We start from the raw sequence: 25,066 nt of genomic DNA on the forward strand, positions 1-25,066 counted from the left end.
GGGCCGCCGTCCCATCCCGGCTCATGCCCCGTGACGCAGCATCCGCATCTGTTCCTCCAGCGGGGCCAGACCGACGTCGCGGCGGCGTTCGTCGAGGGTGTCGGGGCAGCGGGTGGGGTACGGACGGAACGTCGCCGGGTCGATGCGCGTGCCGTAGTACTGCGGCTGGCCCAGTTCGACGGCGCAGTGGTCGGCGATGTAGGCGTGGTGCAGGGCGGGGCAGCGGCCGTCCGCCGTGGCCTGGGCGATCAGGTCGCGGCAGCTGAGCTGGAAGTCGAGTTCCGGGGCGTGCAGCAGGATCATCAGGGCCGCCGTCGACGCCTGCGCGCCCACCAGGTCGGCGGTCGGCCAGGCGTGCCGGCGGACGATCGCCTTGAGCGCCTCGGCGTTGTCCTTGCGGCAGTCGAGGATGCGGCGGCGCAGGCCCGGCGTGCGGTTGCGCTGCGCCTGCCGCATGAGCCGCTGTTCCTCCTCGGCCCTGCGGACGAGTTCGTGGGCGAGGGCGGAGGCCAGCGCGGGAAGCACCGCTGTGCCGGTGTCCCGGGGTGCGTCGTGCGCCGTGTCCGGGAGTTCCTCGGGGGGCGCGTCCTGGGTCAAGTGCCTTGAAGCACCGATGCCGTTCATGAGGGCTCCCGAAGCGTCAGCGTGAACCACACGCTCTTGCCCGTGCTGCCGGGGGCAGGCAGTGCGATGCCCCAGTCGTCGGACAGTGCGGCCACGAGGGTGAGTCCGCGTCCGGACTCCTCGGCCACGTCCGCCGCACAGAGCCGCGGCATGGCCGGCGAGTGGTCGGCGACCGTCACGCGTACGTCGTGGTCAGTGCGCTCGACGGTGACGGTGATGGTGTCGCCGGAATCGGAACTCCCGTGTCTGACGGCGTTGGCGAACAGCTCGCCCGTCGCGAGGACGGCGTTGTCGAGCTGCTCCGGCGTCAGTGGCAGGGAGGTGAGGTGTGCGGCGACGGCACGCCGCACGGCGGAGGCGTGGGACGGCTGGGCGGGGACTTCGGTGCGCAGGAGGCCGGGAGGTTCGCTGACCACGACCGGGACGACCTCAGTGGGGGCGATGCCCTGACGGCGGACCGGTTCACCGACCTGGAACGCGAGTGACGCGTACAAATAGCCGGCGTCCTGCAGGGCGACGGCCAGCACCTTGTCGGCCCCGGCGGGGCCCTGGGCCGGACTCCTTGATTGTCCGTCGGTCACGATGGCCATCCAGGTCTCGCATCACGGTGCGCGGCATCCCTGTACCTGCCGGGCGATCAACTCCCGTGCGATCGAGCACGGTTGACCGCCGTCGCCGCTGACTGTGCGACAGGTCACTCGATCACTATGACGGTCTGCACATGCAGCCCGCAACACGCGTTCTGATAATTTCAGAACTATCCGCATCACCCTGTCTCTGTCTGCGCCGTCGTGGCACACTGCTCGCTGTGACGGCCGTTCCGGGAGGGTGGACGTGAGCGACAACCGCTCTGGCGGCAACGCGCCGACGGTCCTGCGGATGGTTCTCGGCAAGCGGCTTCGGCAGCTGCGGGAACAGGCCGGGGTGTCGTTCGAGGACACGGCACGGGCCATCGAGGTGACCCCTCTGACGGTCCGGCGGATCGAGAAGGCCGAGGTCGGTCTTCGTATCCCGTACGTAAAGGAGTTGCTGCTCACCTACGGAGTTCCGGCGGCGGAGATCGATGACTTCCTCGCCCTGGCCAGGGAGGCCAACCGGCCCGGCTGGTGGTACAAGTACCGCGACGTACTGCCCGAGTGGTTCAGCGCCTACGTGAGCCTGGAGAGCGAAGCCAGCGTCATCCGTCTCTACGAACCCCACTACGTACCGGGCCTGTTGCAGACCCACGACTACGCCACCGCACTGATGCGGGTGGGGTTTCCCAACGAGTCGAAGGAGGACATAGAGCGCCGGGTCACGCTGCGCCTCAAGCGCCAGGACCTGCTCGCCAAGCCGGAGTCGCCCGCCATCTGGGCCGTCCTGGAGGAGTCGGTGCTGCGCCGCCCGGTGGGCGGACGCGAGGTGATGCGGGCTCAGATCGACCGGCTGGACGAGGCGTTGGACCTGCCGAAGGTCCGGATCCAGATCATCAGCCTCGACACAGGAGCGCATCCCGGCGCCTACGGCCCGTTCCACTACTTCCGTTTCGGTTTCTCCGAGCTTCCCGACGTCGTCTACACCGAAAGCCTCGCCGGCGCGGTCTATGTCGATCAGCCCGCCGACGTCGTCTCGTATCTCGAGGTAATGGACCGGATGTCCGTGCAGGCGGAACCGGTCGCTAGGACCAGGGCCATCCTGGGTGAACTGCGCAAGGAGTTGGACGAATGAATTCCAAGGGCCCCATCTACAGCGGCATGCCGGCCACCGACCTGGGCACCGAGGGCTGGCACAAGCCCTGGAGCGGTACGAACGGCGGGAGCTGCGTCGAGGCCAAGCGGCTGCCCGACGGCAGCGTCGCCGTCCGCCAGTCCACGGACCCGGAGGGTCCCGCGCTGGTCTACACCCGGGACGAGATGCTGACGTTCCTGGAGGGCGCGAAGTCCGGCAAGGCGGACTTCCTGGTCGCCTGAGGCCCCGAACCCGTCGCCTCGGACCACATCGCGTGTCCGCTTCGGACCGCACCCCGTTACGTCCGTGCCACCGGAAAACCCGCACGCGGACTCCCCTCGTGCGGGTTGCCCGGCCACACTGAGGAAGTCGGTCGTCCGGAGGGAGTGGTATGCACACGCTCCATCAGGCCGTCGCCCAGTGCCGAACGCTGGTCCTCGAAGGCCCTGACGACATCGGCAGGAGCGGTCTGCTCGGCGAACTCGCCCGCCACGGGTTCCTCATCAGACGCGCACGGGAACAGCTGCAGCAGGTGGACCCGACCCGACCGTACCGTGAACTGCTCGCCGCACCGGGCCTGTTGGCCGTCGACGGCAGCATCATCCACGAACTCGTCTACGGGCCGCTGCGCCGGGGACACTCCCGGGTGACCTGGATCCAGGCCCTCGACTTCGCCGAGGCGGTCGCCGAACGCGACGGCGCCCTCGTACACCTGACGTCGCCTCAAATCCGGGACGCGGAAAACGCCGAGGCGACCAGCGCGTACGAACGGGCCTTCCGCACCCTCACCCGGCACGTCCCCGTCGTCACCGTGGACGTCAGCGGCCTCAGCCCTCCCGTCCGTGGGCCCGCCTCGTCGTCCCCTTTTCAACTGGGGCGTTGCACAGGGAAGTTGACGGTAGGTTGAGTACAGACCCGTGACGCACGGCAGGAGAATTCTGATGGCAGAAGCCCAGTCCACCCCCGACCAGGACCCTCTGTCCAAGATCGACACCACGGTGCCTCATTCGGCCCGTATCTGGAACTACTGGATGGGCGGCAAGGACAACTACGACATCGACCGGGTGGCGGGCGACGCCTACCGCGAGACCGCGCCGAACATCGAGACGATGGCCCGCGCCTCCCGTGACTATCTGATCCGCACGGTGACCTTCGTGACCGGTGAACTCGGCATCCGCCAGTTCCTGGACATCGGCACGGGCCTGCCCTCGTACGACAACACCCACGAGGTCGCCCAGCGCGTGGCGCCCGAGTCCCGCATCGTCTACGTGGACAACGACCCGCTGGTCCTCCGGCACGCCCAGGCCCTGCTGACCAGCACCCCCGAGGGCGTCACCAACTACATCGACGCGGACCTGCACGAGCCCGAGAAGATCCTCGCGCAGGCGGGCGAGATCCTGGACTTCAGCAAGCCCGTCGCGCTGATGCTCATGGGCATCCTCGGCCACATCCAGGACTACGAAGAAGCCAAGTCGATCGTCCGCCGCCTCCAGGCCGCCCTCCCGTCGGGCAGCTACTTCGTGCACTACGACAGCACGGACACCGACACGGCACTCAAGGAGGCCCAGCAGGGCTACGACGACACGGGCGCCATTCCGTACGTACTGCGCAGCCCCGAGCAGATCTCCGCGTACTACGAGGGACTTGAACTCCTGGAGCCCGGCATCGTGTCCTGCCCCCTGTGGCGCCCGGAGCCCGGGACGTCTCCCGAGCCCACGGACGTCTACGGCGGTGTGGCCCGCAAACCGTGACGCCACACCGATCAGCTGGTCAGGAGCCTGTGGCCGGCTGGATGTTCTGGTTGAGCCGGAACAGGTTCCGCGGATCACGGTCGGCCTTCACGCGGGCCAGGCGGGCGTAGTTGTCGCGGTAGCTCGCGCGTACGCGCTCCTGGCCCTCGTCCATCATCATGTTGACGTAGGCGCCGCCCGCCGAGAACGGGTGCAGGGCATCGAAGTAGTCGACGGTCCATTGTTTGATGCCCTCGGCATTGGCCGGGTCGGAGTCCACGCCCGCATAGACGGACGCCCAGCGCGCGTCGCGGTAGCTCCAGGCGGTGTCCGTCGGCGCGAGGTCGTGGACGGCGCCGTCGATCGGGTACAGGTGCATCGTCGACTTCCAGGTCGGCAGTTCGGCACCGAACTTGGCGTGCAGGCCGATCGCGTCGCCGGGGATGTCGTTGACGAAATCCGCGCGCCAGTACCACTGGTCGCCGGGCGGGTAGAGGCCGTCGAACGCGGACTGGATCGCGGGGTGCGGCATCGGCGCGGGGGCGTGCAGCAGGGGCGTGGGCAGTGCGTCGAGCAACGGTGCCATGACCCGTGCCGCCGCGTCCGTGTCCTCGCCCGCGTAGTACCAGACGACGCCGGCGATCTTCCGCAGGTGCAGTTCCTCGGGGAACGGCGGGGCCGGCGGGACGGAGCCGAAGAGGAAGAAGGCGTTGAGGTCGCGGGGCGCGTGCGGGATGAAGTCCCGGTAGGCGGTGAGGACTTCAGCGCCGAGTTCGACGGGCCAGAAGGTGGGCCCGGCGACGATCGTGCTCACCTCGTGCAGGCGGAACAGGAACGAGGTGACGACGCCGAAGTTTCCGCCGCCGCCGCGGATCGCCCAGTACAGATCGGTGTTCTCGTCCGCGCTCGCGCGCACGTGCGCGCCGTCGGCCAGGACGAGTTCGGCCTCCAGGAGATTGTCGACGGTCAGCCCGCACTTACGGCTGAGATGGCCGAGGCCGCCGCCCAGGGTGAGACCGCCGACGCCGGTCGTGGAGATGATGCCGCTCGGGGTGGCGAGACCGTGCTCGTGGGTGGCGCGGTCCACTTCGCCCCAGACGCAGCCGCCGCCGACGCGGACGGTGCGCGCCCGCGGGTCGACCTCGATGTCCTTGAGCGGGGACAGATCGACGACCACACCGTCGTCGCAGGTCCCCAGGCCCGCTCCATGGTGCCCGCCGCCGCGCACCGCGAGCGGCAGGCCGTGGTCACGGGCGAAGCCGACGGCGTGGGAGACGTCCTTGGCATCGCCGCAGCGCGCCACGAGGGCGGGCCGCCGGTCGATCATCGCGTTGTAGACGGCGCGGGCCTCGTCGTAGCCGGAGTCGTCCGGTCCTACCAACTGGCCGGTGAATCCAGCGAGTTCCTGACGGGCTGCTTGTGCCGGAGTCATGGACATGCGTGTCCCCCGTTCCGGGTCCGGGGCCCTTCGACGGGCCCGATCCGCATGTTCTAGTCCGATGCCCGGGACGCGGATATCCGTGACCGCCACCCAGCTCGGCGACGGCGGCTACCTACGTCTCGGCGCTTCCGGGCAGCAGGCCCAGTTCCGTGGCATGGACGGAGACCTCGCGCCGGGTGCGGGCCCCCAGTTTTTCCAGTACGGCGGAGACATGGTTGTCGACGGTACGGACCGACAGCACGAGCCGCTCGGCGATCTCGTGGTTGGTGAGCCCCTGGGCGAGCAACCGCATCACCTGGAGCTGGCGCTCGGTGAGACCGGCGGGATTGTCTCGGGTCACGGCGAGCGGACCGCGCGGGATGTGCCGTACGCCGATCCGGCGCAGCTCGCCGCGGATCAGACGGGCGAGCGGCTGCGCGCCAAGGACGTCCAGGGCGGAGAGTGCGGCCAGCTTGTCCTCGGGGGCCGCGCTCTCGGCGAGCGCGGCGGCGTGTTCGTACGGGCATCCGGCCGCCAGCCAGGCCCGCGCCGCCTCCCGCCATCGGCCGGCGCTCTGGAGGGCGTACGGATGGTCCGAGCTGTCGGGCGGGATGGGATGTCCGGCCTTGGTGAGCCAGTATCCGAGCTCTGCCCGGTACGGTACGGCGGCCAGTCCCCGCGCCTGTTCGAAGGCTTCACCGGCGGCGTCCACCACTGCGGGCCGGTCACCACGCAGCCAGGCGGCCTCGGCCTGGGCTGCCGCGACCGGTCCGATGCGCTGTAGCTCACGGGTGTGCACGGCGATCTCCCGGGCCTGGTCCAGCAGTTCGCCGGCGCCGCTCCTGCCGCGCCGGACGCGCACCCGCGCGAGCACGGTCAGCGCGGGGCAGCGGGCGGGTACGAAGTCATGGGCGCCGAGTTCGGCGTGCTGCTCGGCGTCGTCCCAGGCTCCGGCCGCGAACCGGCGCAGCGCCAGCTCGACGTGGAAGTAGCTGAGGAAGCCGAGGTGTTCGGCCCGGTCCGCCAGTTCCATGGCCGGGGCCAGGAAGCGGTCAGCCTCGGCGTACTGGAGGTTCTCCAGGAGGGACCAGATGAGATTGGCGTACGAGCGGCAGGCGTGGTCGATCTCGCCGGCCGCCAGCGCCACCTTCAGGCTCTCCTCCACCTGGGCGCGGCCGAGGGGGTCGCCGGAGCGCCAGCGTGCGGAGCCCACGTTGTTGAGGGCGTGCGCGAGGATCGCCGGGTCGTCGGTGCGGTGGGCCAGGGCGATGGCGCGTTCGCCGAAGTCGATGGCCTCGGTGTGGCGGTCGGAGAGCATGTGCAGCTGCGAGGTGTTGCTGAGAGCGAGGGCGAGCAGCCGGTCGTCGCCCGCGTCCTCACCTACGGCGATGGCCTCCCGCGCGGCACGCTGCGCCTCGTCGGCGTCGCCGGCCCACCAGTGGATCCGGGACAGCCAGCGCAGGTCGGCGCCGAGCGCCCGGGTGTCGCCGAGGGACCGGCGCAGCGCGACCGCGTCCCGCTCGGCGCCGACGGCCGCCGCGGAGTCCGCGATGGTGTAGCTCTCGACGGCGTACCGCTCCAGCAGGCCTGCCAGTTCGGCCGAGCCGAAACGGTCACGCTGCCGCAGTACGAGCCGCAGGTGGGCCGCGGCTTCCCGGTGCGCTCCCGCCTCGGCGGCGTCGCGTGCCGCGTCGGGCCCGTACCGCACGATCGCCTCCTGGTCGCCCGCTTCCGCCGCATGGTGGACGACACGGGAGGGGTCGGAGTCGGGAGCTGCGACGAGCGCGGCGAGCACGGCCCGGTTGAGTTCGATACGGCGCGCGGCGGGCAGCGAGTCGGCGATGGCGCGGCGGATCAACTCGTGGCGGAAACCTGCCCGTTCGGGGGTCACGGTCAGCATTCCGCGCCGCTCTGCCGCCGCCAGCTCGGCCACGCCGTCCGTGAGCAGTGCGTCGACCAGTGGGCGCTCGACCGCGGAGGGCACCACGGCGAGCTGCTCCAGGACGTCCCGGGTGCGGTCGTCGAGGCCGCGCAACCGGGCCAGTACGGCGTCGACCACGGTCGGCGGTACGCCACCCGTGCCGCCGGCGGCCAGCACCTCGGCGACGAAGAACGGGTTGCCCGAAGTCACCGCGTACACCTCCGCCGGGTCCAGCCGGCTGGCCGCGCTGAGCCGGTGTACGGCCTGGACGGAGAGCCGGGACAGCGGGAGGCGGTGCACTCGCTCGGCTCTGGACACCTGGCCGAGGAGGTGGCGCAGGGGGTGGGCGCGGTCCAGTTCGTCGTCCCGGTACGTCAGCACCAGGACGGCCGGGAGCCGTTCCACCCGGTGCACGAGGAACCGCAGCACATCGAGCGAGGCCTCGTCGGCCCAGTGCACGTCCTCGACGACGAGGACCGCGGGGTGCGGGGCCGCGGTCAGCTCCGCGCGCAGGGCGTCGTACACCCGGGCCCGGTCGCCGCCCTGTGTGAGCGCCCGCGCCAGCTCCGTACCGACGCTTCCGACGAGGTCGCGGAAAGGGCCCAGTGGCCGCCGGGTCGCGAGGTCGTCGCACTCCCCCACCAGGATGCGCGCCTCGGCGGGCAGCACGCACGGCATGGCCTTCACCAGGCTCGACTTGCCGATTCCGGCCTCTCCTAAGACAAGCGCCACCGAACCGGCTCCATCCGCCGCGTCCCGCGCGGCGGCGGCCAGTCGCTCCAGCTCGTGGTCACGCTCGAGGACCCCCCGATCCACGGTGCGATTCTGGCACGTACGGGGCGTTCCGGGACCGCGCTCGTTCGTATCTCCTGGCCTGCTCACGCCGGAGCGGCCGTACGAAGCGCCGTGCGGGGACGCTTCGTACGGCCGCCTTCACCGTGGGAGGACCGCCTGCGGGCAGGGCCTACCTGTAGGTGATGTCCGAGGTGCTGTACTTGCAGTTCGTGCTGTCGGGGCCCGTACCCACGGCGGTGTTGTTGTTGTACTTCTGGCAGGGGATGACCTTGCGACTGGCGTCGTTGAGGATCGTGATGCCCCGCAGCGTCGCCACGTCATTGCGGTTGACGTTGATGCCGACGAGCCGCGCGGTGGAGCCCGTTCCGGTCACCTCGATGTTGCTGAGGTTCACCTTGCGCGTGTACGACGTGGAGCAGTCGCCGCAGGAGCGGTACAGCGTCTTGAACTCGCTGACGGCGAAGTTGGAGATGTTCACCGTGCCGGGGCCGTTGTGCTGGAAGACCTTGTCGGCGGCCTTCTTGGCGCCACCGCCGATCACGTTGTAGGTGGAGCCGCCACGGAAGGTCGCGGCGTCCTCGCCGACGTCCGCCCACCACACGTTCTGCAGCGTGCAGTCGCCTTCGCAGTGGATGCCGTCGGCGCCGGGCGCGCCGATGATGACGTTCTTCAGCGTCGCGCCGGCCGCGAGCTTGAAGATCGGATCCTGGCCCTCCTCCTGGCCGTCGCCGGCCAGGTCCCCGGTGCCGTAGAACTGCTTCATGCCGTAGTCCTTGGTGCCGGACACGGAGATGGTGGAGGAGGTCCCCTGGCTGCCGTTGGGGGTCGGCCAGGTGGCGGCATTCGCCGGGGAGGCGCCGCTGGTCATGATCATGCCAACCGCTAAGCCGAATGCGGCCAGCGAGCCGGTCAGTGCGCGCCCGTGGGCACGCGGTCGTGTCGCAGAAGTCATGTCCCGATTCCTTCTGTCGTGGTGAGGGGTTGACGTGGTGCCTGGGTTGATGTGGTGCGGAGTTGCTACGGTGCCGGGCTGCCGTGGTGCGGGGCGTCAGAGCTTCCCCGCGCCCGCTCCGGACGTCACCGAGGTGACGACGGACGAGGCGGGCTCGGCGGTGTAGCTGTAGGGCGGGTTGGTGAAGCTGCCGACCCGCGAGACCTCGGTGGCGGCTCCACCCAGGTCGTTGCCGCGCAGGTTGGCGTATCCGTCGACGTCGCTGCTGCGGTTCGTGGTGACCGCGATCTTCGTCGAACGGAAGACGTTGTTCTCGACGAGCATCTGGGCGCCCATGCGCGAGTGGCAGGCGGTGTCGGCGCCGGACACGTAGTTGTTGTAGAAGTGGCCGGTGCCGAAGCGCAGGCTGGGGATGCGCGAGTAGACGTTGCTGAAGTGGTTGTGGTGGTACGTCACCTTCAAGTGGCCGGTGTCTTCGGAGGCGTTGTTGTCGCTGTGGCCGACGAGTGAGCCCTTGAAGTGGTCCTTGAAGGTGTTCCAGGAGACCGTCACGTGGTCGGAGCCGTGATTGATGTCGAGCAGACCGTCGTAGTAGTCCTTGTCGTGTTCGCGGTCCGCCGAGAAGGAGTTGTGGTCGATCCACACCTTCGTCGACTCCTGGACGGTGATCCCGTCCGAGGGCTTGAGCGGCTTGCTGATGTTGAGGTTCCGGACGACGACGTTGGTCGCCTCCTTGATCCGCAGACCGCCACCGGTGAACCCGGATGACGAACCGACGCCCAGCACCGTGGTGTTGGAGCCGATGTCGACCTGACCGCTCAGCGAGATCAGGCCGTTGACCCGGACCACCTTCGCCGACGCGCCCGTGACGGCCGTCTTGAAGGCGGCCAGGTTCGACACGGTCACCGCGGTCGTGTTGCCGCCGCCGGTGGTGCCGGCGCCGAAGCCGATGGGGGCGGTCTCGGCGGCGCCGGCCGACTGGGGAAGGACGAGCACGGTGACGGTCGCGAGGGTGGCCGCGGCTGCCACGGCCAGGGTGGATCTGTGTGCTCGTGCGAGCGGGGGACGAGTACGCATGCGGGGTGCGTCCCTTCAGGAGAACCTGAGGATCCTGTATGTGACTGAAGTTCACTGATCTGATCGCTGTGCGCAGACCGAGGTACCCAATGCGAGGCGCATAGGGCTCTGACGAGTGCAGTTCCGCAGGTGGTACGAACCAAGGCGCAGCTATCTCATATACGAGATACCTGATACCAGGTCACTGTTCTGAACGGACCGTAGAGGGTAAGCGCTTTCTGGTCAACGGTTCACGCAGAACGAAAACGCTCCGCTGGGTTGGCCGTTTGGAGCTGCGGGTCCGTTGTGGCTGGTCGCTCCCCCACCCTCGGCTGCTCCCCCAGTGCCTTAAGGGCCTGGGGGGACCCCCAGAGCGGAGGGACCCCCATCGCGGCGGAGCCGCACATTGATACCGCCCCGCGCCTCTGAAGGGGCTGCGCCCTTCAGAGGCGCGGTACACGCCAGACTTTCCAAGGCCGCTCAGGAAGCGGTGCGGGACTCCAGGTCGCGGCGGGTGTCGTTGCCGTACACGCCCGTCTCGTCGCCCCTGATGCCGTACCAGAGCTGGAACCGCGCAACGGCCTCGGTGAGCGTGGCGTCGTACTCGCCGTTGGTCGCGCCGTCCTGGTACACGTCCGGGATCTTCAGCAGCCGTTCCTGGAGTTCGCTCACCTCGGGGCCGCTGTCGCCCTGGCGAAGGGTGCCGGGGCCGTCCGGGTCGGCCGCCGCAGGCGGCGGGGCGGCGGGCGCGGAAGGGGCGGCCGGCGCGGAAGGGGCCGCGGGGGGCTTCGCCTGCGTTTCACCGGCACCCCTGTCCCAGGTGAGCAGCAGCGCGGCGGCGAATCCCGCCAGGGCGATCGCCACCGCGGCGGCGGCGAACGCCGCGCGACGCAACCATGGCGTACGTCCGTGCGCCGCCGGAGATTCGAGCGGGCCCGGGCGCCCCTCGTCCGCGACGGGCGGCAGTTCCTGCGTGTCGTCCTCTGCCGTCCAGGGAAGCGCGTTGGCTCCGGGCGTCCAGGCCGCCGGGGTGGCCTCGGCAGTCGAAGGAGGCGGGGTGGCCTCGGCCGCCGGTGCCGCGGCGGCTTCGTACTCCTTGTTCCGGTTCCGCCGCTCGCGCTCCACAGCGTCGACCAGCCGCACGAGTTCCGACAGGGCCCCGGGTGGGCGGCGGCGCAGGACGTTGGTGGGCTCGAGCGCCGGGCGGCTCGGCCGCGGTTCGGGGTCGTACGGTGTCGACACGCTGCTCTCCCTACCGGTCGTACTGGAGATTGATACGCGTCACCGCGCCCGGGAGTTCAACGCGACGGAATCCCGCCTCCGCGGCAGCGCCCGTCACCGCCGTACGAGGCGCCCGTGCGACGAGAGCCACCAACTCCCGTCAGGGCGCCGGGTGGCTCCGTCGGCGGAAACATGTCGACATGACGACGATGCATGCCTGGATGGTGGCCGAGCCGTGACTGCGGGCGGATGGGCGGGGGCGCGGCCCTACCCGCGCTCCGGGCCCTCGACCGAGGCGGTTCAGAGGCCCACGCGAGTGAACGTCACATGCGTGACCCCGCTGGGCGAGGAGGCGGACTCGACCTCGTAGTCCTTCTCGAGGCCCTCCAGTCCGTCCCAGAGGCGTACGCCGCGGCCGAGCAGGACCGGGACCACCACGATGTGCATGTGGTCGATGAGCCCGGCGGCAAAGAAGTCGCGGATCACGGTGGGGCCCCCGCCGATGCGTACGTCCTGGCCGCCCGCGGCCTCGCGGGCCGTCTCGAGCGCCTTGGCGGGCGAAGCGTCGAGGAAGTGGAACGTCGTGCCGCCCTCCATCTCGATCGACGGGCGCGGGTGGTGGGTGAGGATGAAGGTCGGTGTGTGGAACGGCGGGTTGGGCCCCCACCACCCCTTCCACTCCGGGTCCTCGTGCCATCCGGGCGGGCCGAACTTCCCGGTTCCCATGATCTCGGCGCCGATCCCGGGCGTGATCTGCCGGGCGAAGGCGTCGTCGAGGCCGCGGGTCCCGCCGGATTCGCCGACCAGCCGACGCCAGAACCGGGTGGTGAACATCCACTCGTGCAGCCCCTCGCCGGCGTGGCCGAACGGCGCGTCACGGCTCTGACCTTCACCGGTGCCGAAGCCGTCGAGCGAGATGGAGAAGTTGTGGACGCGGGCGAGTGACATGGCCGGCGACTCCTTTCCTTTGCTGGTCGAGTTCTGCTGGTCGAGCAACGAGTGGGCCGCGGTATCCGGCTCACCCCCGGAGGGGAACTCCTGGCGACCGTGAAAGGCCCTAGGGCGCGCCGAAGTCGGGGAGGGTGAGCGAGCCGTCCTCGGCGAGGGTGAAGCCGGGGTTGTGCGCGATCTCCCAGGCGTGGCCGTCCGGGTCGGTGAAGGCGCCGGAGTAGAAGCCGACGGCGTTGGTGGCCGCGGGCTTGGTGATGGTGGCCCCGGCTTGTTCCGCGGCGGTGAGCAGGTCGTCGACCTCGGTGTCGGAGCGTACGTTGTGTGCCAGGGCGATCCCGCCGAAGCCGGTCGCGGCCCCGTCCGTCAGCCCGCAGTCGGCCGCGAGCTTCTCGCGGCTCCACAGGACGAGGGCCAGGCCGCCCGCCTGGAAGAAGACGGTCTCTTCGACCTCCTGTCCACGCCAGCCGAGGGCTTCGTAGAAGGTCCGGGAGCGCGTCACATCGGAAACTCCCAGCGTGACCAGACTGATGCGCTGTTCCATGTCAGGACAGTAAAGGCCGTCGGAAGGGACGACAACGCAACAGTCGGGCTCACTCGGCCGGTGCCAGGGAGATCCGTATCCCGACCGTCCCCGTCGTCCCGCGCCGCAGTCGGCTGCCGAGCAGGACGAGTCGGCCGGTGATGCCGTATTTGCGGGCGATGAGTGTGCGGTAGCGAGCGGTGACGTCCGGGTCGCAGATCTCGGCGGTGGCGGGGATCTGTTCGCCGGTGGGGTTGCCGCGTGCGTCGCACGGCCCCACGAGGACGTCGGCGCGGTTGCGGATCCGCTTGACCTTCCAGGCGTCCGCGGCCGACCAGGCACCGAGCGCCTCGCCGTCCCGCACGACCCATACGGGGGTCGCGACCGCCGTACCGTTCTTCCGATAGCTCGTGATCAGCAGGTACTTGGCGGCACCGAGCCGCTCGAGCGCAGTGTTCTCCACGCCGGGAGTCTAGGCCGTACGTGCGTACCGGCTCCCTCCGCTGTGCCGACGCCTTCCGCCGTACGCGCCCACGGCCCGGAGGCCCCGTGTCAGACTCCCGCGAGGGGGATCAATGGCTGACAACACTTTGTGGGTGGCTGCGCTGACCGCGGGCACCGCCGTGCTCGCGAGTTGGGTGACCAGCCGCGGTACCGCCCGGGCCGCGCGCATCCAGGCCGACGCGGCTGCCGCCACGGTGCAGGCGGACCGGTTGCGGGCGGCGCGGCGGGCGGCGTACGTGGACGTCATCGAGCAGGCGCAGCGCATGGGCGACCTGTACTGGAAGGTGACCGACGCGCACGGGATCACGGACGCCGGTGAGCGCCTTGCCGCACTCGAGGATCTTCGGCTACGGCTTCGCGGCGAGTACGCCGTGCTGCGGCAGCGTGTGTGGGTGGTGGATCTGGAAGGCCCGGCGGAGGTGGCATCGGCCGCGGACCGGCTCCGGAGTTCGACCAGCGACAACTGGCGGGCACTTGGCGCGATGATCGCCGGTGAGGCGGACGCGGCCCAGCGGTTCAACGAGTGCTACGCGCCCTTCTGGCAGTCGGTCGTGACCTTCGTCGAGGCCGCTCGCCGCGCCCTCCATGAGACGCGTACGGACTGATTCCTCGGACGCGTGAGGCGCGTACGGGCTGACTGCCCGGGGACTACTCGGGCCCGTTCGGGCTGATTCCCCTCCGCGCCGCGGGTACTCGCTCAGCGACACACAAAAGCCTCGGACAACGGGCTCTTCACCTCGGCTGGATACCCCCCTGGGTATTTCTGCTACGGTGAGAGCCAGATACCCCCCGGGGTAACACCGTCCTGTGAGGAGTCGCAGTCGTGTTCTTCGTCGACACCCTGGAATTCGAAGGGCTGGGCAACCGCAGTTACCTGGCCGGAGGCCCTCAGGCCGCCGTGGTGGTGGACCCGCCCCGCGACATCGATCAGGTCATCGCCGCTGCCGCCCGGCGCGGGGTGCGGATCTCCTACGTGGCGGAGACCCACGTACACAACGACTACGTCAGCGGCGGCCTGGAGCTGGCCGGTGTCAGCGGCGCCCGTTACCTGGTGCCGGACGGGGCGTCCGTGTCCTTCGCCCGTACACCTGTCGCCGATGGCGACACGGTCACCGTGGACGACGGCCTGGTGCTGCGCGCCGTGGCCACCCCCGGCCACACCCCGCACCACACTTCGTACGTACTGGAGGAGGACGGCCGGCCGGTGGCGGCGTTCACCGGCGGCTCGCTGCTGATCGGCACGGTGGGCCGGCCGGATCTCGTCGAGCCGCGGCTGACCGAGCGGTTGGCCCGTGCCCAGCACGCTTCGGCGCATCGTCTGGCGGACGAGCTGGACGACGAGGTCGCGGTACTGCCCACCCATGGCTTCGGCAGCTTCTGCTCCAGTGCGCAGGCCGAGGGGGACGCGACCACGATCGGCGCGGAGCGCAAGAGCAATGACGCGCTGACGCAGGACGTGGACACCTTCGTCGCATCGATGCTCGCCGGACTGGACGACATACCCGCGTACTACGCGCACATGGGCCCGGTGAACGCCGCAGGACCGGCACCGGTCGACCTCACTCCGCCGCGGCTGGCGGACGCCGGGGAGATCGCCTCCCGGCTGGCGGCCGGGGAGTGGGTGGTGGACCTGCGCGGCCGCGTCGCGTTCGCCGAGGGCCATGTCGCCGGATCGTTCAACTTCGAGGGCGAGGGCAAACTCGCCACCTATCTGGCCTGGCTGATCCCCTGGGGCAAGCCCGTCACGCTGCTCGCCGACACCGCCGAGCGGATCGCCGACGCGCAGCGCGAGCTGGCCAGGGTGGGCATCGACCGCCCGGCCACCGCCGCGAGCGGCGATCCCTCCGCGTGGATACGGGACGGGGAGCGGCTCGCCTCCTTCCGGCGCGCCCGTTTCGCCGAACTCGCCGATGTACGCGACGACGTGGTGGTCCTGGATGTACGGCGGGACTCCGAGCGGGCGGGCGGTTTCATCGAAGGTTCGGTGCACATTCCGATCCATCAACTTCCGGGCCGCGTCGGGGAGTTGCCGCCCGGCGTGGTCTGGGTGCACTGCGCGGGTGGGATGCGCGCGGCGATCGCCGCCTCATTGCTCGATGCCGCCGGGCGGGAGGTGGTGGCTGTCGATGACGGTTTCGGGGCCGCCGCCGATGCGGGTCTCACCCTGGGGAGCCGCTGATGGACCTCCGCGGCGTTGCGACGCCTGACACACACTCCCCCACTCTCGGCTCCTCCCCCGCTCTTGGCTTCGCTCAAGCGAGGGGACCCTCATGCGGCGGCATGGTCGCCCGGGCTGACGCGGGTCTGCCCGTCACCGGCCCGGGCGGCGGTGTCACCGCGTGAGCACGCTGATCCTGGCCCTGGTCGCCGGAGGCGCGGTCGGGCTGGCGCTCGGTGCGCTCGGCGGGGGTGGCAGCGTCCTGGCCGTGCCCGCGTTGATCTACCTGCTCGGCTTCTCACCGGCTGCCGCCACCACCGCCGGGCTCCTCATCGTCACCGCCACCTCCGCCACCGCCCTGTACGCGCATGCTCGGGCCGGTCATGTCCGGTGGAAGGCGGGCGCGTTGTTCGCTGCGGCCGGGCTCCTTCCGGCCGCGGCGGCGGGGGCAGCGGCGGCCCGGCTGCCGCAGCCGCTGCTGACCGCCGCTTTCGGCGCCGTCGCCGCCGTCGCGGCCTTGCGGATGCTCCGGCCCGCCGACGGCACGGTCGTACGGGATGTGGCAGGGGTGCGGCCGGGCCGGGCGGCCGGAGCTGGGGCGGGTCTGGGTGCGCTGACCGGGCTGCTCGGGGTCGGCGGGGGCTTCCTCGCCGTTCCGGCGCTCGTCACCGTGCTGGCCTTCGAGATGCAGGCCGCCGTCGGTACCAGCCTGCTGGTCATCACGGCCAACTCCCTGGCCTCCCTGACCCTGCGCGGTGCCTCCGCCCCGGCTCTGGACTGGGCGGTGATCGCGCCGTTCACCGCGGGGGCGATCCTGGGCGCCTGGGACGGCAAACGCCTGACGGGCAAGGTTTCCGGCCCGCTGTTGCAGCGCGTCTTCGCGGTGGTGCTGCTGGCCGTGGCCGCGTTCATGCTCGCGGACGCCGTGGCGTGAGCGGGGGCTGCGGCATGAGCGGCCGTCGCCGTTTCGGTCGGCGCCCTGACCGGTACGTACTCGGCCCGGGGATCAGGCGAGCGACAGGAAGAGCTTCTCCAGACGGGCGCGCATCTGTTCGCGGTCACCGTCGGCGGCCAGGTCCGAGTCGGCCAGGCAGTGCTGCAGACCGGTGGCGATGATCGCGAAGCCCGCCTTGTCCAGGGCCCGGGAGACCGCCGCGAGCTGGGTGATCACCTCCTCGCAGTCCCGGCCCTCCTCGATCATCCTGATCACACCGGCGATCTGGCCCTGCGCCCTGCGCAGTCGGTTGAGCACCGTCTTCAGTTCGTCGGCCGCCATCGCCAGTTCCACGAGCCACTCCTTCGACACACATATTCTCCATACCCCTACGGGTATCCTACCCGCAGGCCGCCCCCTCGAAAGAAGAGGAAAGATCCACGTGACCACGACCGCCGTCCTCGCCCCGGAACAGGCCCACGCCCGCCTGCACGAGCTGACCGTCATCGACGTCCGCACCCCCGGCGAGTACGCCTCCGGGCATCTGCCCGGCGCCCACAACATCCCTCTCGACCACCTCGACGAGGCGCTGTCCGCCCTCAGGGGCGTCGCCGACCGCGGTGATCTCCTCGTCGTGTGCGCCTCCGGCGCCCGCTCCGCCCGGGCCTGCGAACGGCTCGCCGAGCACGGCATCACCGCGGCCACGCTCACCGGTGGCACCAGCGCCTGGACCCAGCTCGGCCACGACGTCCACCGGCCCGCGGGCGCCCGCGCCGTCTGGGCCATGGAACGGCAGGTCCGTCTGGCCGCCGGTTCGCTCGTCCTGGCCGGACTGGCGGCCGGACGGCAGTGGCCGCGCGCCCGCCTCCTGTCCGCGGGCATCGCGGGCGGCCTGGTCTTCTCCGCCCTCACGGACACCTGCGGCATGGCCCGCGTCCTCGCCAAACTCCCCCACAACCGCCCGCGCGCCACCGACCTGGACGCCACGCTCGCCGCGCTCACCGAGTGAGGCATCCCTCCGGCGGACCGGGTGTCGGTTACGCACCTCGGCGGCGGGTACCCGCACGGCTCGAATCGTGCGCCGGCCATTCCGAGGTGACCCATGGACTCCAGCGTCGCGACGCAGGTCAGCGCGCGTGGGAGTGAGCCCGTCGTCCCCGAGCCGCGCGGGCCGCTGTCCTCCGCCGTGCTGTCCACCCTCGTGCGGCAGCCACCGGGTGGCCCGCTGCCGCTGCACGAGGTCGCGCATTCCGATCCGTACGGCGAAGACCTCCAACTCGCGCTCTACGCCTGCTACGAACTGCACTACCGCGGCTTCGGCGGCGTCGACCCGGGCTGGGAGTGGGATCCGGAGCTGCTGCGGCTGCGGGCCGCCATGGAGTCCGTCTTCCATGAGGCGCTACGCGGGGACGTGGCCGGCGGCGACAGCCCCGACGACCTCGATCGCGAGCTGGACGCCCTCCTCGCCGAGCCGCGGGAACCGCGCGGTGTCTCCCAGTACCTGAAGCGGTACGGCACCCGGGAGCAACTGCGCGAATACTTCGCCCATCGCTCCGCCTACCAGCTCAAGGAGGCCGATCCGCAGGCCTGGGTCATCCCTCGCCTGGAAGGCCCCGCCAAGGCGGGCCTCGTCGCGGTCGAGTACGACGAGTTCGGCGGCGGCCGGGCCGAACGGGTGCACGCCCGGCTGTTCGCCGACCTGATGGCCGAGGCCGGCCTCGACCCGACGTACGGGCGCTACGTGGACGCCACCCCGGCCGTCACACTCGCCACGGTGAACCTGATGTCGTACCTGGGCCTGCACCGCGCCCAACGCGCCGCGCTGGTCGGCCACTTCGCGGCGGCGGAGATCACCACCGCTCCCGCCGCGCGCCGCATGGTCGACGCGATCGACCGTCTGGGCGCGGGCCCGGCCTGCCGGTTCTTCTACAGCGAGCACGTCGAGGCCGACGCCGTGCACGAACAAGTTCTGCGCCGCGATGTCATCGGCGGCCTGCTCGACGCCGAGCCCGCCCTCCTCGGGGACGTGGTCTTCGGCATCCAGGCGACCGGACTGCTCGACGACCGCATGGAGCGACACCTGATGGACTGCTGGTGCGAGGGCAGGACCTCGCTGTGCGAGCGCGGGTGGTGACCGCCCCTTTCAAGGGCGCACCTTTCGAGCCCCCTCTCAAGGGCGACGGCGTCGGTGGCTGGTGTCGCACCACGGGTACGTGCCGCTGCGTCGGCAGGCGCAGAGCGCCACCACGAAACGGTCGGAGACGACCCGACGGCCGTCGTCCAGTTCGACCTCGACCGGGCCCTCGATGAGGATCGGGCCGTCCGGTACGACGACGACGCGTCGCGGGCGTCGCTGACGCTCAGAGTCGGCGTGGTTGGTCGGCACGGATCACCACCAGCTCCTCCGTGTCCTGTCCGGGGCCGATCAGCCCGCGGGCGCGGAGTTCGGACGTGCGGGAGCGCAGCACCGGGCCGAAGGGAACCGTGGCGCGGTCGACGACCGCGGCCTTGAGCCCGGTGTCCCGCAGGCGGGCGAGCGTCTCTTCGACGCCGCACAGGGCCGAGTGCACCATCAGCAGCATCCCGCCGGGCGCGAGGCACGGCGGGGCGGCGGTGCAGAGGCGGTCCACCAGTGCCCTGCCGTCGGGCCCGGCGTCCCAGGCCAGGGCCGCTCCCCCGCGCGACGTCGGGTGCCTGGGCGCGGGCACGTACGGCGGGTTGGCCAGGATGACGTCGAACGTCTCGCCCGTGACGGGTCGCGTCAGGTCGCCCCTGACCACGCGCATCGGCACCCGCCGGACCGTCGCGTTGAGCCGGGCCGCCAGCACCGCCCACGGCGAGAGGTCAACCGCCGTCACCGGGCCCGCGCCCGACTGTGCCGCGGCCAGGGCCAGCGCGCCGGTACCGGTGCCGATGTCCAGCACCCTGGCACCGGGCCGCATCGCCGCCGGCCGCAGGGCCCTGGCCAGCAGCCAGGTGTCGCCCTGCGGCGCGTAGACGCCGGGAGGTCGCAGCAGAAACATGGGGCACGGGTACCTCGGCCCAGCCCGCGAAACCGTCACCGCCACTCGTCGGCCTCTCATACGGACCGTACGGACCGCACCCGCTCGACGCACCACTCCTTGGCGGTCTGCGCGACCTGTTCCAGCGCGCCCGGCTCCTCGAAGAGGTGGGTGGCTCCCGGCACCACGTGCAGGGAATGCGGCGCCCGCAGCATGTCGGCCGCCTCCTCGTTGAGCCGCAGCACCTCGCGGTCCCGGCCGCCGACGATGAGCAGCACAGATGCTCGTACGCGGGCCAGGGCGTCGCCCGCCAGATCGGGCCGTCCGCCCCGCGACACGACGGTCAGTACGCGCTCCGGTCGCTCGGCGGCGGCCACCAGGGCTGCCGCCGCGCCCGTACTGGCGCCGAACAGGGCGACGGGGAGCCCCCTCGCCTCGGGCTGTCCGTCCAGCCAGTCGATCGCGGCCACCAGGCGTCGCCCCAGCAGCGGGATGTCGAAGCGGTGCTCGGCCGTCAGGGTGTCCTGGATGTCCTCCCGTTCGCTGAGCAGATCCATGAGCAGGGTGCCGAGTCCGGCCGTACGCAACTCTGCGGCCACCATCCGGTTGCGCGGGCTGTGCCGGGAGCTGCCGCTGCCGTGCGCGAACAGCACCACCGCCCTGGCCTGCGTGGGGAGTACGAGATCGCCGACCAGCGTGACCTCGTCGGCCGGCACGGCAACCAACTGGGAGATCATCGGGATCATCTTCTTCCTCGGGCCGGAGGGCCCGCGGTTCGCCGTTCGGTTTGTCTGTTTCTTAACCAGTTTCTCCCCATCACGTACCCCCGGTGGCCCCGGCGAACATCAGGCCCGTACAACCAAGGAGCATGTCAATCCGCGGCCATGTCCCCCGGCTCGCGATAACGCAACAGCACGCCCACTCCGTCGGTCAGCGGGACCCGGTCCGAGTCCACCACGATCAGCTCGGCTCCGGTGCGGGCGGTGGCGTACAGCAAGGCGGCGTCGGCGGGCCGGTCGCGTACGGACTTCACCCCGAACGCCTCCAACTCCTCTGCGGACAGCGCAAGTTGGGAAGGCTCCGCGCCCACCCACAGCCGCTCGGGGAGGCGTGGGGAACGGGTGAGCAGGAGGGCTCGGGCCCGGCCGCGTTGCAGGGCGGTGACCGCGGCGGTGACGCCCTCGGACTTCTGGCGATGCCTGGCGCGCTGGGCGAGGAAGGTGTCCAGCTGGAGGCGATCCGGTGCGCTCAGCCGGCCGTCCAGCGTGCGGGCCACTTCCGTCTCCAGCAGGGGGCGGCCGGGGGCGGTGTCGGCCGCCGTGCCGGGCCCGCTCTCGACGACGGTCACGCGGTTCTGTAGGTGGATGGGCATGCGGTTGACCAGGACGCCCGACAGCCAGGGGTCGCCCTCGTCCCGGCGGAGCACGACGAGCCCGGCTCGGTGCCGCCCGGCGAGTTCGTCCAGTTCCTGAGCGATACGGGGCGCCGTACGCGGCCAGTCCTCGACCGGCACCAGGCGGCTGAGCCGTGGCCCCGGCGCGACCCGGCTGACGGGCCACCGCCCGCTCTCGGCGACGACCGAGACATACTCGCCCTTCCCCTCCGAGACGCCTCGGGTGAGGGCGACGGCCAGGTACGGGATGTCCGGTGCGCGCTGCACCGCCAGCGGCAGGGTGTCGGGCAGGTCGTCGAAGCGGGCGGTGTCGCGTACGGGCGGGTCGGGCAGGTCCGCCACCAGGACGAGTTGCCCGTGCGCGGCGAACAGGGCCTGCCCGTGCCGGCCGGGCAGGTCACAGCCGGTGCCCACCGCCGCGTCCAGAATGGAGACGGTGGCCGCGTCCGTCCCCTGGTCGCGCAGCGTGTCCCGCAGGTGGCGCCAGCGCAGATCGATCGCCTTGTCGGGTTCGTCGATGTCCCGGGAGGTGTCGAGGTGGACGCTGGCCCACGGGCCGGGCCGGGAGTAGAGCGGGTCCAGGAACGAGAGCTTCACGGTGGCTCCCTGAGCGGTGGTTCGGTTCGGCAGCGGCAAGAGCGGCGGGCGCGGAACCGGGTCACGTACGCGTCCTGCGTGTACCCGCTCGGGCTCTGCGCCATGCGCGGGCGGCTGCTGGGTACTCGACGGGCCCGTACCCGTACGTACGGCATGGCCGGCGATCCGGCAGCCGATGCCAGGAGGAGGACTCAATGGGCGTGCAGAGCCTGCCCGATCCCGTCATCAGCAGGCGACCCGAGCCGCCGGTCGACCCGGCAGCGCTGGCGGCGGCGCTGCGCGAGCGGGTCGACGGCGAGGTGCGGTTCGACGCGGGCAGCCGGGCCGCGTACGCGACCGACGCCTCGAACTTCCGGCAGACGCCGATCGGGGTCGTCGTGCCGCGTACGCCGGAGGCGGGAGCCGAAGCGGTGGCGGTGGCCCGGGAGCACGGTGCTCCGGTGCTGTCCCGGGGCGGCGGCACGAGCCTGGCGGGCCAGTGCACCAACACGGCGGTGGTACTGGACTGGTCGAAGTACTGCGACCGCCTGGAGTCCGTGGACACCGACGCCCGCACCTGTGTCGTACAGCCGGGCATCGTGCTGGACGAGCTGAACCGGCAGCTCGCGGCGACCGGTCTGCGCTTCGGCCCGGAGCCCGCCACGCACGCGAACTGCACCATCGGCGGCATGATCGGCAACAACGCCTGCGGCGCCACCGCGCAGCAGCACGGCAAGGTCGTCGACAACATCGCGCGCCTGGAGGTGCTGCTCTACGACGGCACCCGTTTCTGGTGCGGCGAGACCAGTGAGGAGGAGTACGCGGAGATCGAGCGGCGCGGCGACCTGCGGGCCACCCTGTACCGGCAGTTGAGCGCCCTCCGCGACACGTACGCGGACGAGATCCGCCGCCGCTTCCCGGACATCCCGCGCCGGGTGTCGGGCTACAACCTCGACTCGCTGCTGCCCGAGCACAACTTCGATGTCGCGGGACTGCTCGTGGGCAGCGAGTCGACGCTGGCCACCGTGCTGCGCGCCGAGCTGGAACTCGTGCCGGTGACGAAGGAGCGGACGCTGGTCGTGCTCGGATTCCCGAGCGTCGACAAGGCCGCGGACGCCGTGCCGGAGATCCTGCCGCACCGGCCGATGGCTCTGGAGGGCGTCGACGCACGGCTGATCCGCGACGAGCAGCTCAAGCACCTCAACCCGCAGGCGATCGCCGAACTGCCCGCGGGGCGTGCCTTCTTAATGGTGCAGTTCGGCGGGGAGACGATCGAGGAATCCGACGAACGGGCGCACCGGATGCTGAGCGCGCTCCACGAGAGCGAGCACGACGCGGAGGTGGCCTTCCTGGACGACCCTGCGCGCGAGGAGGAGCTGTGGCAGGTCCGTGAGGCGGGTCTCGGTGCCACTGCGCACGTCCCGCACCGGCCCGACACCTTCGAGGGCTGGGAGGACTCGGCGGTGCCGCCCGAGCGGCTCGGCGACTATCTGCGGCGGCTGCGCGGGCTGTTCGAGGAGTTCGGGTACCAGAGCGATACGGGGCCCAGTCTCTACGGGCACTTCGGTCATGGCTGCGTACACACCCGCATCCCGTTCGACCTGTACAACGCCGACGGAGTGAAGGCGTACCGGCGGTTCATGGAGCGGGCGGCCGATCTGGTCGCGGAGTTCGGCGGGTCCTTCTCCGGGGAACACGGTGACGGGCAGAGCCGCGGTGAGCTGCTGCCGCGGATGTTCGGCGACGACCTGGTCGAGGCGTTCGGCCGGCTCAAGGCGGTCTTCGATCCGGACGACCGGATGAATCCCGGCAAGGTCGTGGCGCCGTACCGGCTGGACGAGAATCTGCGGCTGGGTGCCGACTGGGCTCCGTACGACCCGCAGGGTCTGTACTTCCACTATCCGGACGACGGCGGGTCCTTCGCGGAGGCGGCCAACCGGTGTGTGGGGGTGGGCAAGTGCCGGCAGCTCACGAACGAGGGCGGCGCGGTGATGTGCCCGTCGTACCAGGTCACGCGGGAGGAGGAGCACTCCACGCGGGGGCGGGCCCGGCTGCTGTTCGAGATGCTGGACGGTCATGGCGACAGTGCGGTACGGGACGGATGGCGCTCGGAGGCGGTACGGGACTCCCTCGATCTGTGTCTGGCCTGCAAGGGCTGCAAGTCCGACTGTCCGGCGGACGTGGACATGGCCACGTACAAGGCGGAGTTCCTGGCCCACCACTACGCGGGGCGGCCGTGGCGTCGGCCACGGTCCGATCTGTCGATGGGGTGGTTGCCTGCGGCGGCCCAGGCTGTGGGCCGGCTGCGGCTCGGGCCTGCGGTCAACGCGGTCACACACGCGCCTCTGCTGGCGCGGGCGGCCGTCGCGGTCGCGGGGGTCGAGCGGCGTGAGGTGCCGCTGTTCGCCGACGAGACGCTGCAGCAGTGGTTCGCTCGCCACGAGCCGCAGGGCGACGGGGCGCGCGGCACCGTTCTGCTGTGGCCGGACACCTTCACCAACTTCTTTCACCCGCACATCGGGCAGGCCGCGGTACGGCTGATGGAGGACGCGGGCTGGCGGGTCGTCCTGCCCGCGGAGCCGCTGTGCTGCGGGCTGACCTGGATCTCCACGGGTCAGCTCGGCACGGCCCGGCGCATCCTGACCCGGACCGTGCGCCACCTCGCCGAGCACCTTCACAGCGGCGGTCTTGTGGTCGGTCTGGAGCCGAGCTGTACGGCGGTGTTCCGGTCCGACGCCGGCGAGCTCTTCCCCGGGGACCGGGATGTACGCAGGTTGCGGCGGCAGACGGTGACTCTCGCGGAGCTGCTCACCGAGCACAGCCCTGGCTACGTCCCTCCGCCCGTGCCGGAGGGCCGATCTGAGGCGCTGGCGCAGGTGCATTGTCACCAGCACGCGGTGCTGGGGTGGGACGCCGACGCGGAGTTGCTGCGCCGCGCGGGGGTCGACGCCGAGCGTCTGGAGTCCGGCTGCTGTGGGCTGGCCGGCAACTTCGGCTTCGAACGCGGGCACTTGGAGGTCAGCCGGGCCTGCGCGGAGCGCGTTCTGCTGCCGCGGCTGCGCGAGGCTCCCGCCGGGGCGGTCATCCTGGCCGACGGCTTCAGTTGCCGCACCCAGATCCACGAGTTCGACACCACCGGCCATGAGGGAGTCCACGTGGCGGAGCTGCTCGCCTCCGGGCTGCCGGACGCGCCGGGCAGCGCCTACGGTGTCGCCCCGGGCGCCCGCCCGGCTCCTCCGGGCCGCGGGGCGCTCCGCTGGTTGTGCGGTTTTTGGGTGCGGGTGCGTCGTGGCTGGTCGCGCCGTTCCCCGCGCCCCTAGGTTCGTTGGGGGTCGGGGCCGTGGGCCGGTGCGTCAGCCCGTCGCAGGCCGGGCATACGACCCTGGCCCGGTACAAGGCCCTGGTCCTCCGAGACCGAAGCTACGCGACGGGCATACGACGCACCGGCCCACGCCCCCTCCCGCCGGAGGGAAGCTGCGGGTTCGTTGTGGTGCGGGCTTTCAGGGCGCGGCCTTGCGCGGGGTGCGGGCTTTCCCGGGGCCCGGGCTTGTTCGGAGCGCCGGGGTCTTCGGGCCGCGGGTAGCCGCAGGCTTTTGCTTTTC

25 protein-coding genes are annotated in these 25,066 nt (G+C 71.1%); 10 read left to right on the forward strand and 15 right to left on the reverse strand.

The features are described 5' to 3' along the window. Nucleotides 1-21: 21 nt before the first annotated feature. Together OP79_RS07945 and OP79_RS07950 are read right to left on the reverse strand one after the other, a co-directional pair. Nucleotides 22-624, reverse strand: a complete 603-nt coding sequence (locus OP79_RS07945; RefSeq protein ID WP_245685245.1) for a DUF6624 domain-containing protein — start codon at nt 622-624, stop codon at nt 22-24. Then, entirely contained in the window at nt 621-1,205 is a 585-nt protein-coding gene (locus OP79_RS07950) for an ATP-binding protein (protein ID WP_245685246.1), read from the reverse strand. Before OP79_RS07950 ends, OP79_RS07945 begins: the two co-directional genes overlap by 4 nt. A gap of 298 nt (nt 1,206-1,503) precedes the next feature. Between OP79_RS07950 and OP79_RS07955 the strand changes: the two genes are divergently transcribed. The 4 genes from OP79_RS07955 to OP79_RS07970 all read left to right on the forward strand — a co-directional run bounded on the left by OP79_RS07955 (nt 1,504) and on the right by OP79_RS07970 (nt 4,082). Then, entirely contained in the window at nt 1,504-2,331 is an 828-nt protein-coding gene (locus OP79_RS07955) for a helix-turn-helix domain-containing protein (RefSeq protein ID WP_033319407.1), read from the forward strand. Beyond that, on the forward strand, nt 2,328-2,573 hold the full coding sequence (locus OP79_RS07960) for a DUF397 domain-containing protein (RefSeq protein WP_033319281.1): 246 nt from the start codon (nt 2,328-2,330) through the stop codon (nt 2,571-2,573). The genes OP79_RS07955 and OP79_RS07960 overlap by 4 nt, the downstream gene beginning before the upstream one ends. Nucleotides 2,574-2,722: 149 nt before the next feature. Then, nucleotides 2,723-3,238, forward strand: coding sequence for a hypothetical protein (locus tag OP79_RS07965; protein WP_033319282.1), 516 nt, complete (start codon nt 2,723-2,725; stop codon nt 3,236-3,238). A 34-nt stretch (nt 3,239-3,272) separates the two neighbouring features. Continuing rightward, nucleotides 3,273-4,082 (forward strand): SAM-dependent methyltransferase, encoded by an 810-nt coding sequence (locus tag OP79_RS07970; protein WP_033319283.1) that lies wholly within the window; start codon nt 3,273-3,275, stop codon nt 4,080-4,082. A gap of 19 nt (nt 4,083-4,101) precedes the next feature. Here OP79_RS07970 and OP79_RS07975 read toward each other — a convergent pair whose 3' ends face one another. From OP79_RS07975 to OP79_RS08010, 8 genes are all read right to left on the reverse strand, one after another. Further along, complete coding sequence (locus OP79_RS07975) at nt 4,102-5,499, reverse strand: FAD-binding oxidoreductase (RefSeq protein ID WP_033319284.1); 1,398 nt, start codon at nt 5,497-5,499, stop codon at nt 4,102-4,104. Between the two features lie 115 nt (nt 5,500-5,614). Next, nucleotides 5,615-8,218, reverse strand: a complete 2,604-nt coding sequence (locus tag OP79_RS07980; RefSeq protein ID WP_033319285.1) for an ATP-binding protein — start codon at nt 8,216-8,218, stop codon at nt 5,615-5,617. A 148-nt stretch (nt 8,219-8,366) separates the two neighbouring features. After that, nucleotides 8,367-9,149, reverse strand: coding sequence for a pectate lyase (locus tag OP79_RS07985; RefSeq protein ID WP_033319286.1), 783 nt, complete (start codon nt 9,147-9,149; stop codon nt 8,367-8,369). Nucleotides 9,150-9,245: 96 nt separating this feature from the next. Further along, nucleotides 9,246-10,226, reverse strand: a complete 981-nt coding sequence (locus tag OP79_RS07990; RefSeq protein ID WP_033319287.1) for a pectate lyase family protein — start codon at nt 10,224-10,226, stop codon at nt 9,246-9,248. Nucleotides 10,227-10,685: 459 nt separating this feature from the next. Next, nucleotides 10,686-11,447, reverse strand: coding sequence for a peptidoglycan-binding domain-containing protein (locus OP79_RS07995; RefSeq protein WP_033319288.1), 762 nt, complete (start codon nt 11,445-11,447; stop codon nt 10,686-10,688). A 279-nt stretch (nt 11,448-11,726) separates the two neighbouring features. Next, complete coding sequence (locus tag OP79_RS08000) at nt 11,727-12,374, reverse strand: dihydrofolate reductase family protein (protein WP_033319289.1); 648 nt, start codon at nt 12,372-12,374, stop codon at nt 11,727-11,729. A 109-nt stretch (nt 12,375-12,483) separates the two neighbouring features. Then, entirely contained in the window at nt 12,484-12,918 is a 435-nt protein-coding gene (locus tag OP79_RS08005) for a VOC family protein (protein WP_033319290.1), read from the reverse strand. Between the two features lie 49 nt (nt 12,919-12,967). Further along, entirely contained in the window at nt 12,968-13,360 is a 393-nt protein-coding gene (locus tag OP79_RS08010) for a PPOX class F420-dependent oxidoreductase (protein WP_033319291.1), read from the reverse strand. Nucleotides 13,361-13,472: 112 nt separating this feature from the next. Here OP79_RS08010 and OP79_RS08015 point away from each other — a divergent pair, with 112 nt between their 5' ends. The 3 genes from OP79_RS08015 (at nt 13,473) to OP79_RS08025 (ending at nt 16,493) form a co-directional block, all read left to right on the forward strand. Beyond that, a complete protein-coding gene (locus tag OP79_RS08015) occupies nt 13,473-14,006 on the forward strand; it encodes a hypothetical protein (RefSeq protein ID WP_033319292.1) in 534 nt (177 codons plus the stop codon). A gap of 218 nt (nt 14,007-14,224) precedes the next feature. Then, a complete protein-coding gene (locus OP79_RS08020) occupies nt 14,225-15,580 on the forward strand; it encodes an MBL fold metallo-hydrolase (protein WP_033319293.1) in 1,356 nt (451 codons plus the stop codon). A 160-nt stretch (nt 15,581-15,740) separates the two neighbouring features. After that, a complete protein-coding gene (locus OP79_RS08025; RefSeq protein ID WP_033319294.1) occupies nt 15,741-16,493 on the forward strand; it encodes a sulfite exporter TauE/SafE family protein in 753 nt (250 codons plus the stop codon). Between the two features lie 72 nt (nt 16,494-16,565). Here OP79_RS08025 and OP79_RS08030 read toward each other — a convergent pair whose 3' ends face one another. After that, nucleotides 16,566-16,847 carry a metal-sensitive transcriptional regulator gene (locus OP79_RS08030; protein WP_033319408.1) on the reverse strand — a complete coding sequence of 94 codons (282 nt, stop codon included), beginning with the start codon at nt 16,845-16,847 and terminating at the stop codon, nt 16,566-16,568. 88 nt (nt 16,848-16,935) lie between these two features. On the opposite strand from OP79_RS08030, the gene OP79_RS08035 reads away from it, so the two are divergent. Next, entirely contained in the window at nt 16,936-17,502 is a 567-nt protein-coding gene (locus OP79_RS08035) for a rhodanese-like domain-containing protein (RefSeq protein ID WP_033319295.1), read from the forward strand. 93 nt (nt 17,503-17,595) lie between these two features. Next, nucleotides 17,596-18,627 carry an iron-containing redox enzyme family protein gene (locus OP79_RS08040; protein WP_033319296.1) on the forward strand — a complete coding sequence of 344 codons (1,032 nt, stop codon included), beginning with the start codon at nt 17,596-17,598 and terminating at the stop codon, nt 18,625-18,627. 36 nt (nt 18,628-18,663) lie between these two features. Here OP79_RS08040 and OP79_RS08045 read toward each other — a convergent pair whose 3' ends face one another. From OP79_RS08045 to OP79_RS08060, 4 genes are all read right to left on the reverse strand, one after another. Further along, a complete protein-coding gene (locus OP79_RS08045) occupies nt 18,664-18,879 on the reverse strand; it encodes a CDGSH iron-sulfur domain-containing protein (protein ID WP_033319297.1) in 216 nt (71 codons plus the stop codon). Further along, entirely contained in the window at nt 18,854-19,516 is a 663-nt protein-coding gene (locus OP79_RS08050; protein WP_078491669.1) for a HemK2/MTQ2 family protein methyltransferase, read from the reverse strand. Before OP79_RS08050 ends, OP79_RS08045 begins: the two co-directional genes overlap by 26 nt. A 56-nt stretch (nt 19,517-19,572) precedes the next feature. After that, nucleotides 19,573-20,232, reverse strand: a complete 660-nt coding sequence (locus OP79_RS08055) for a dienelactone hydrolase family protein (RefSeq protein WP_033319410.1) — start codon at nt 20,230-20,232, stop codon at nt 19,573-19,575. A gap of 134 nt (nt 20,233-20,366) precedes the next feature. Next, complete coding sequence (locus tag OP79_RS08060) at nt 20,367-21,485, reverse strand: baeRF2 domain-containing protein (protein ID WP_033319298.1); 1,119 nt, start codon at nt 21,483-21,485, stop codon at nt 20,367-20,369. A gap of 194 nt (nt 21,486-21,679) precedes the next feature. Here OP79_RS08060 and OP79_RS08065 point away from each other — a divergent pair, with 194 nt between their 5' ends. Beyond that, a complete protein-coding gene (locus OP79_RS08065; protein WP_078491670.1) occupies nt 21,680-24,784 on the forward strand; it encodes an FAD-binding and (Fe-S)-binding domain-containing protein in 3,105 nt (1,034 codons plus the stop codon). Nucleotides 24,785-25,066 lie beyond the last annotated feature (282 nt).

Origin of the sequence: Streptomyces yerevanensis (assembly GCF_000716805.1) — a bacterium.
Lineage (GTDB): Bacteria > Actinomycetota > Actinomycetes > Streptomycetales > Streptomycetaceae > Streptomyces > Streptomyces flaveus.

Excerpts from the sequence above, each read along its gene's own strand:
- OP79_RS08050 (WP_078491669.1), bottom strand. The coding sequence starts at position 19,516 with ATGTTTCTGCTGCGACCTCCCGGCGTCTACGCGCCGCAGGGCGACACC.
- OP79_RS07990 (WP_033319287.1), bottom strand. The coding sequence starts at position 10,226 with ATGCGTACTCGTCCCCCGCTCGCACGAGCACACAGATCCACCCTGGCC.
- OP79_RS08015 (WP_033319292.1), top strand. The coding sequence starts at position 13,473 with ATGGCTGACAACACTTTGTGGGTGGCTGCGCTGACCGCGGGCACCGCC.
- OP79_RS07970 (WP_033319283.1), top strand. The coding sequence starts at position 3,273 with ATGGCAGAAGCCCAGTCCACCCCCGACCAGGACCCTCTGTCCAAGATC.
- OP79_RS08005 (WP_033319290.1), bottom strand. The coding sequence starts at position 12,918 with ATGGAACAGCGCATCAGTCTGGTCACGCTGGGAGTTTCCGATGTGACG.
- OP79_RS08000 (WP_033319289.1), bottom strand. The coding sequence starts at position 12,374 with ATGTCACTCGCCCGCGTCCACAACTTCTCCATCTCGCTCGACGGCTTC.
- OP79_RS07985 (WP_033319286.1), bottom strand. The coding sequence starts at position 9,149 with ATGACTTCTGCGACACGACCGCGTGCCCACGGGCGCGCACTGACCGGC.
- OP79_RS08065 (WP_078491670.1), top strand. The coding sequence starts at position 21,680 with ATGGGCGTGCAGAGCCTGCCCGATCCCGTCATCAGCAGGCGACCCGAG.
- OP79_RS07975 (WP_033319284.1), bottom strand. The coding sequence starts at position 5,499 with ATGTCCATGACTCCGGCACAAGCAGCCCGTCAGGAACTCGCTGGATTC.
- OP79_RS07960 (WP_033319281.1), top strand. The coding sequence starts at position 2,328 with ATGAATTCCAAGGGCCCCATCTACAGCGGCATGCCGGCCACCGACCTG.
- OP79_RS08040 (WP_033319296.1), top strand. The coding sequence starts at position 17,596 with ATGGACTCCAGCGTCGCGACGCAGGTCAGCGCGCGTGGGAGTGAGCCC.
- OP79_RS07965 (WP_033319282.1), top strand. The coding sequence starts at position 2,723 with ATGCACACGCTCCATCAGGCCGTCGCCCAGTGCCGAACGCTGGTCCTC.
- OP79_RS08055 (WP_033319410.1), bottom strand. The coding sequence starts at position 20,232 with ATGATCTCCCAGTTGGTTGCCGTGCCGGCCGACGAGGTCACGCTGGTC.
- OP79_RS07945 (WP_245685245.1), bottom strand. The coding sequence starts at position 624 with ATGAACGGCATCGGTGCTTCAAGGCACTTGACCCAGGACGCGCCCCCC.
- OP79_RS07955 (WP_033319407.1), top strand. The coding sequence starts at position 1,504 with ATGGTTCTCGGCAAGCGGCTTCGGCAGCTGCGGGAACAGGCCGGGGTG.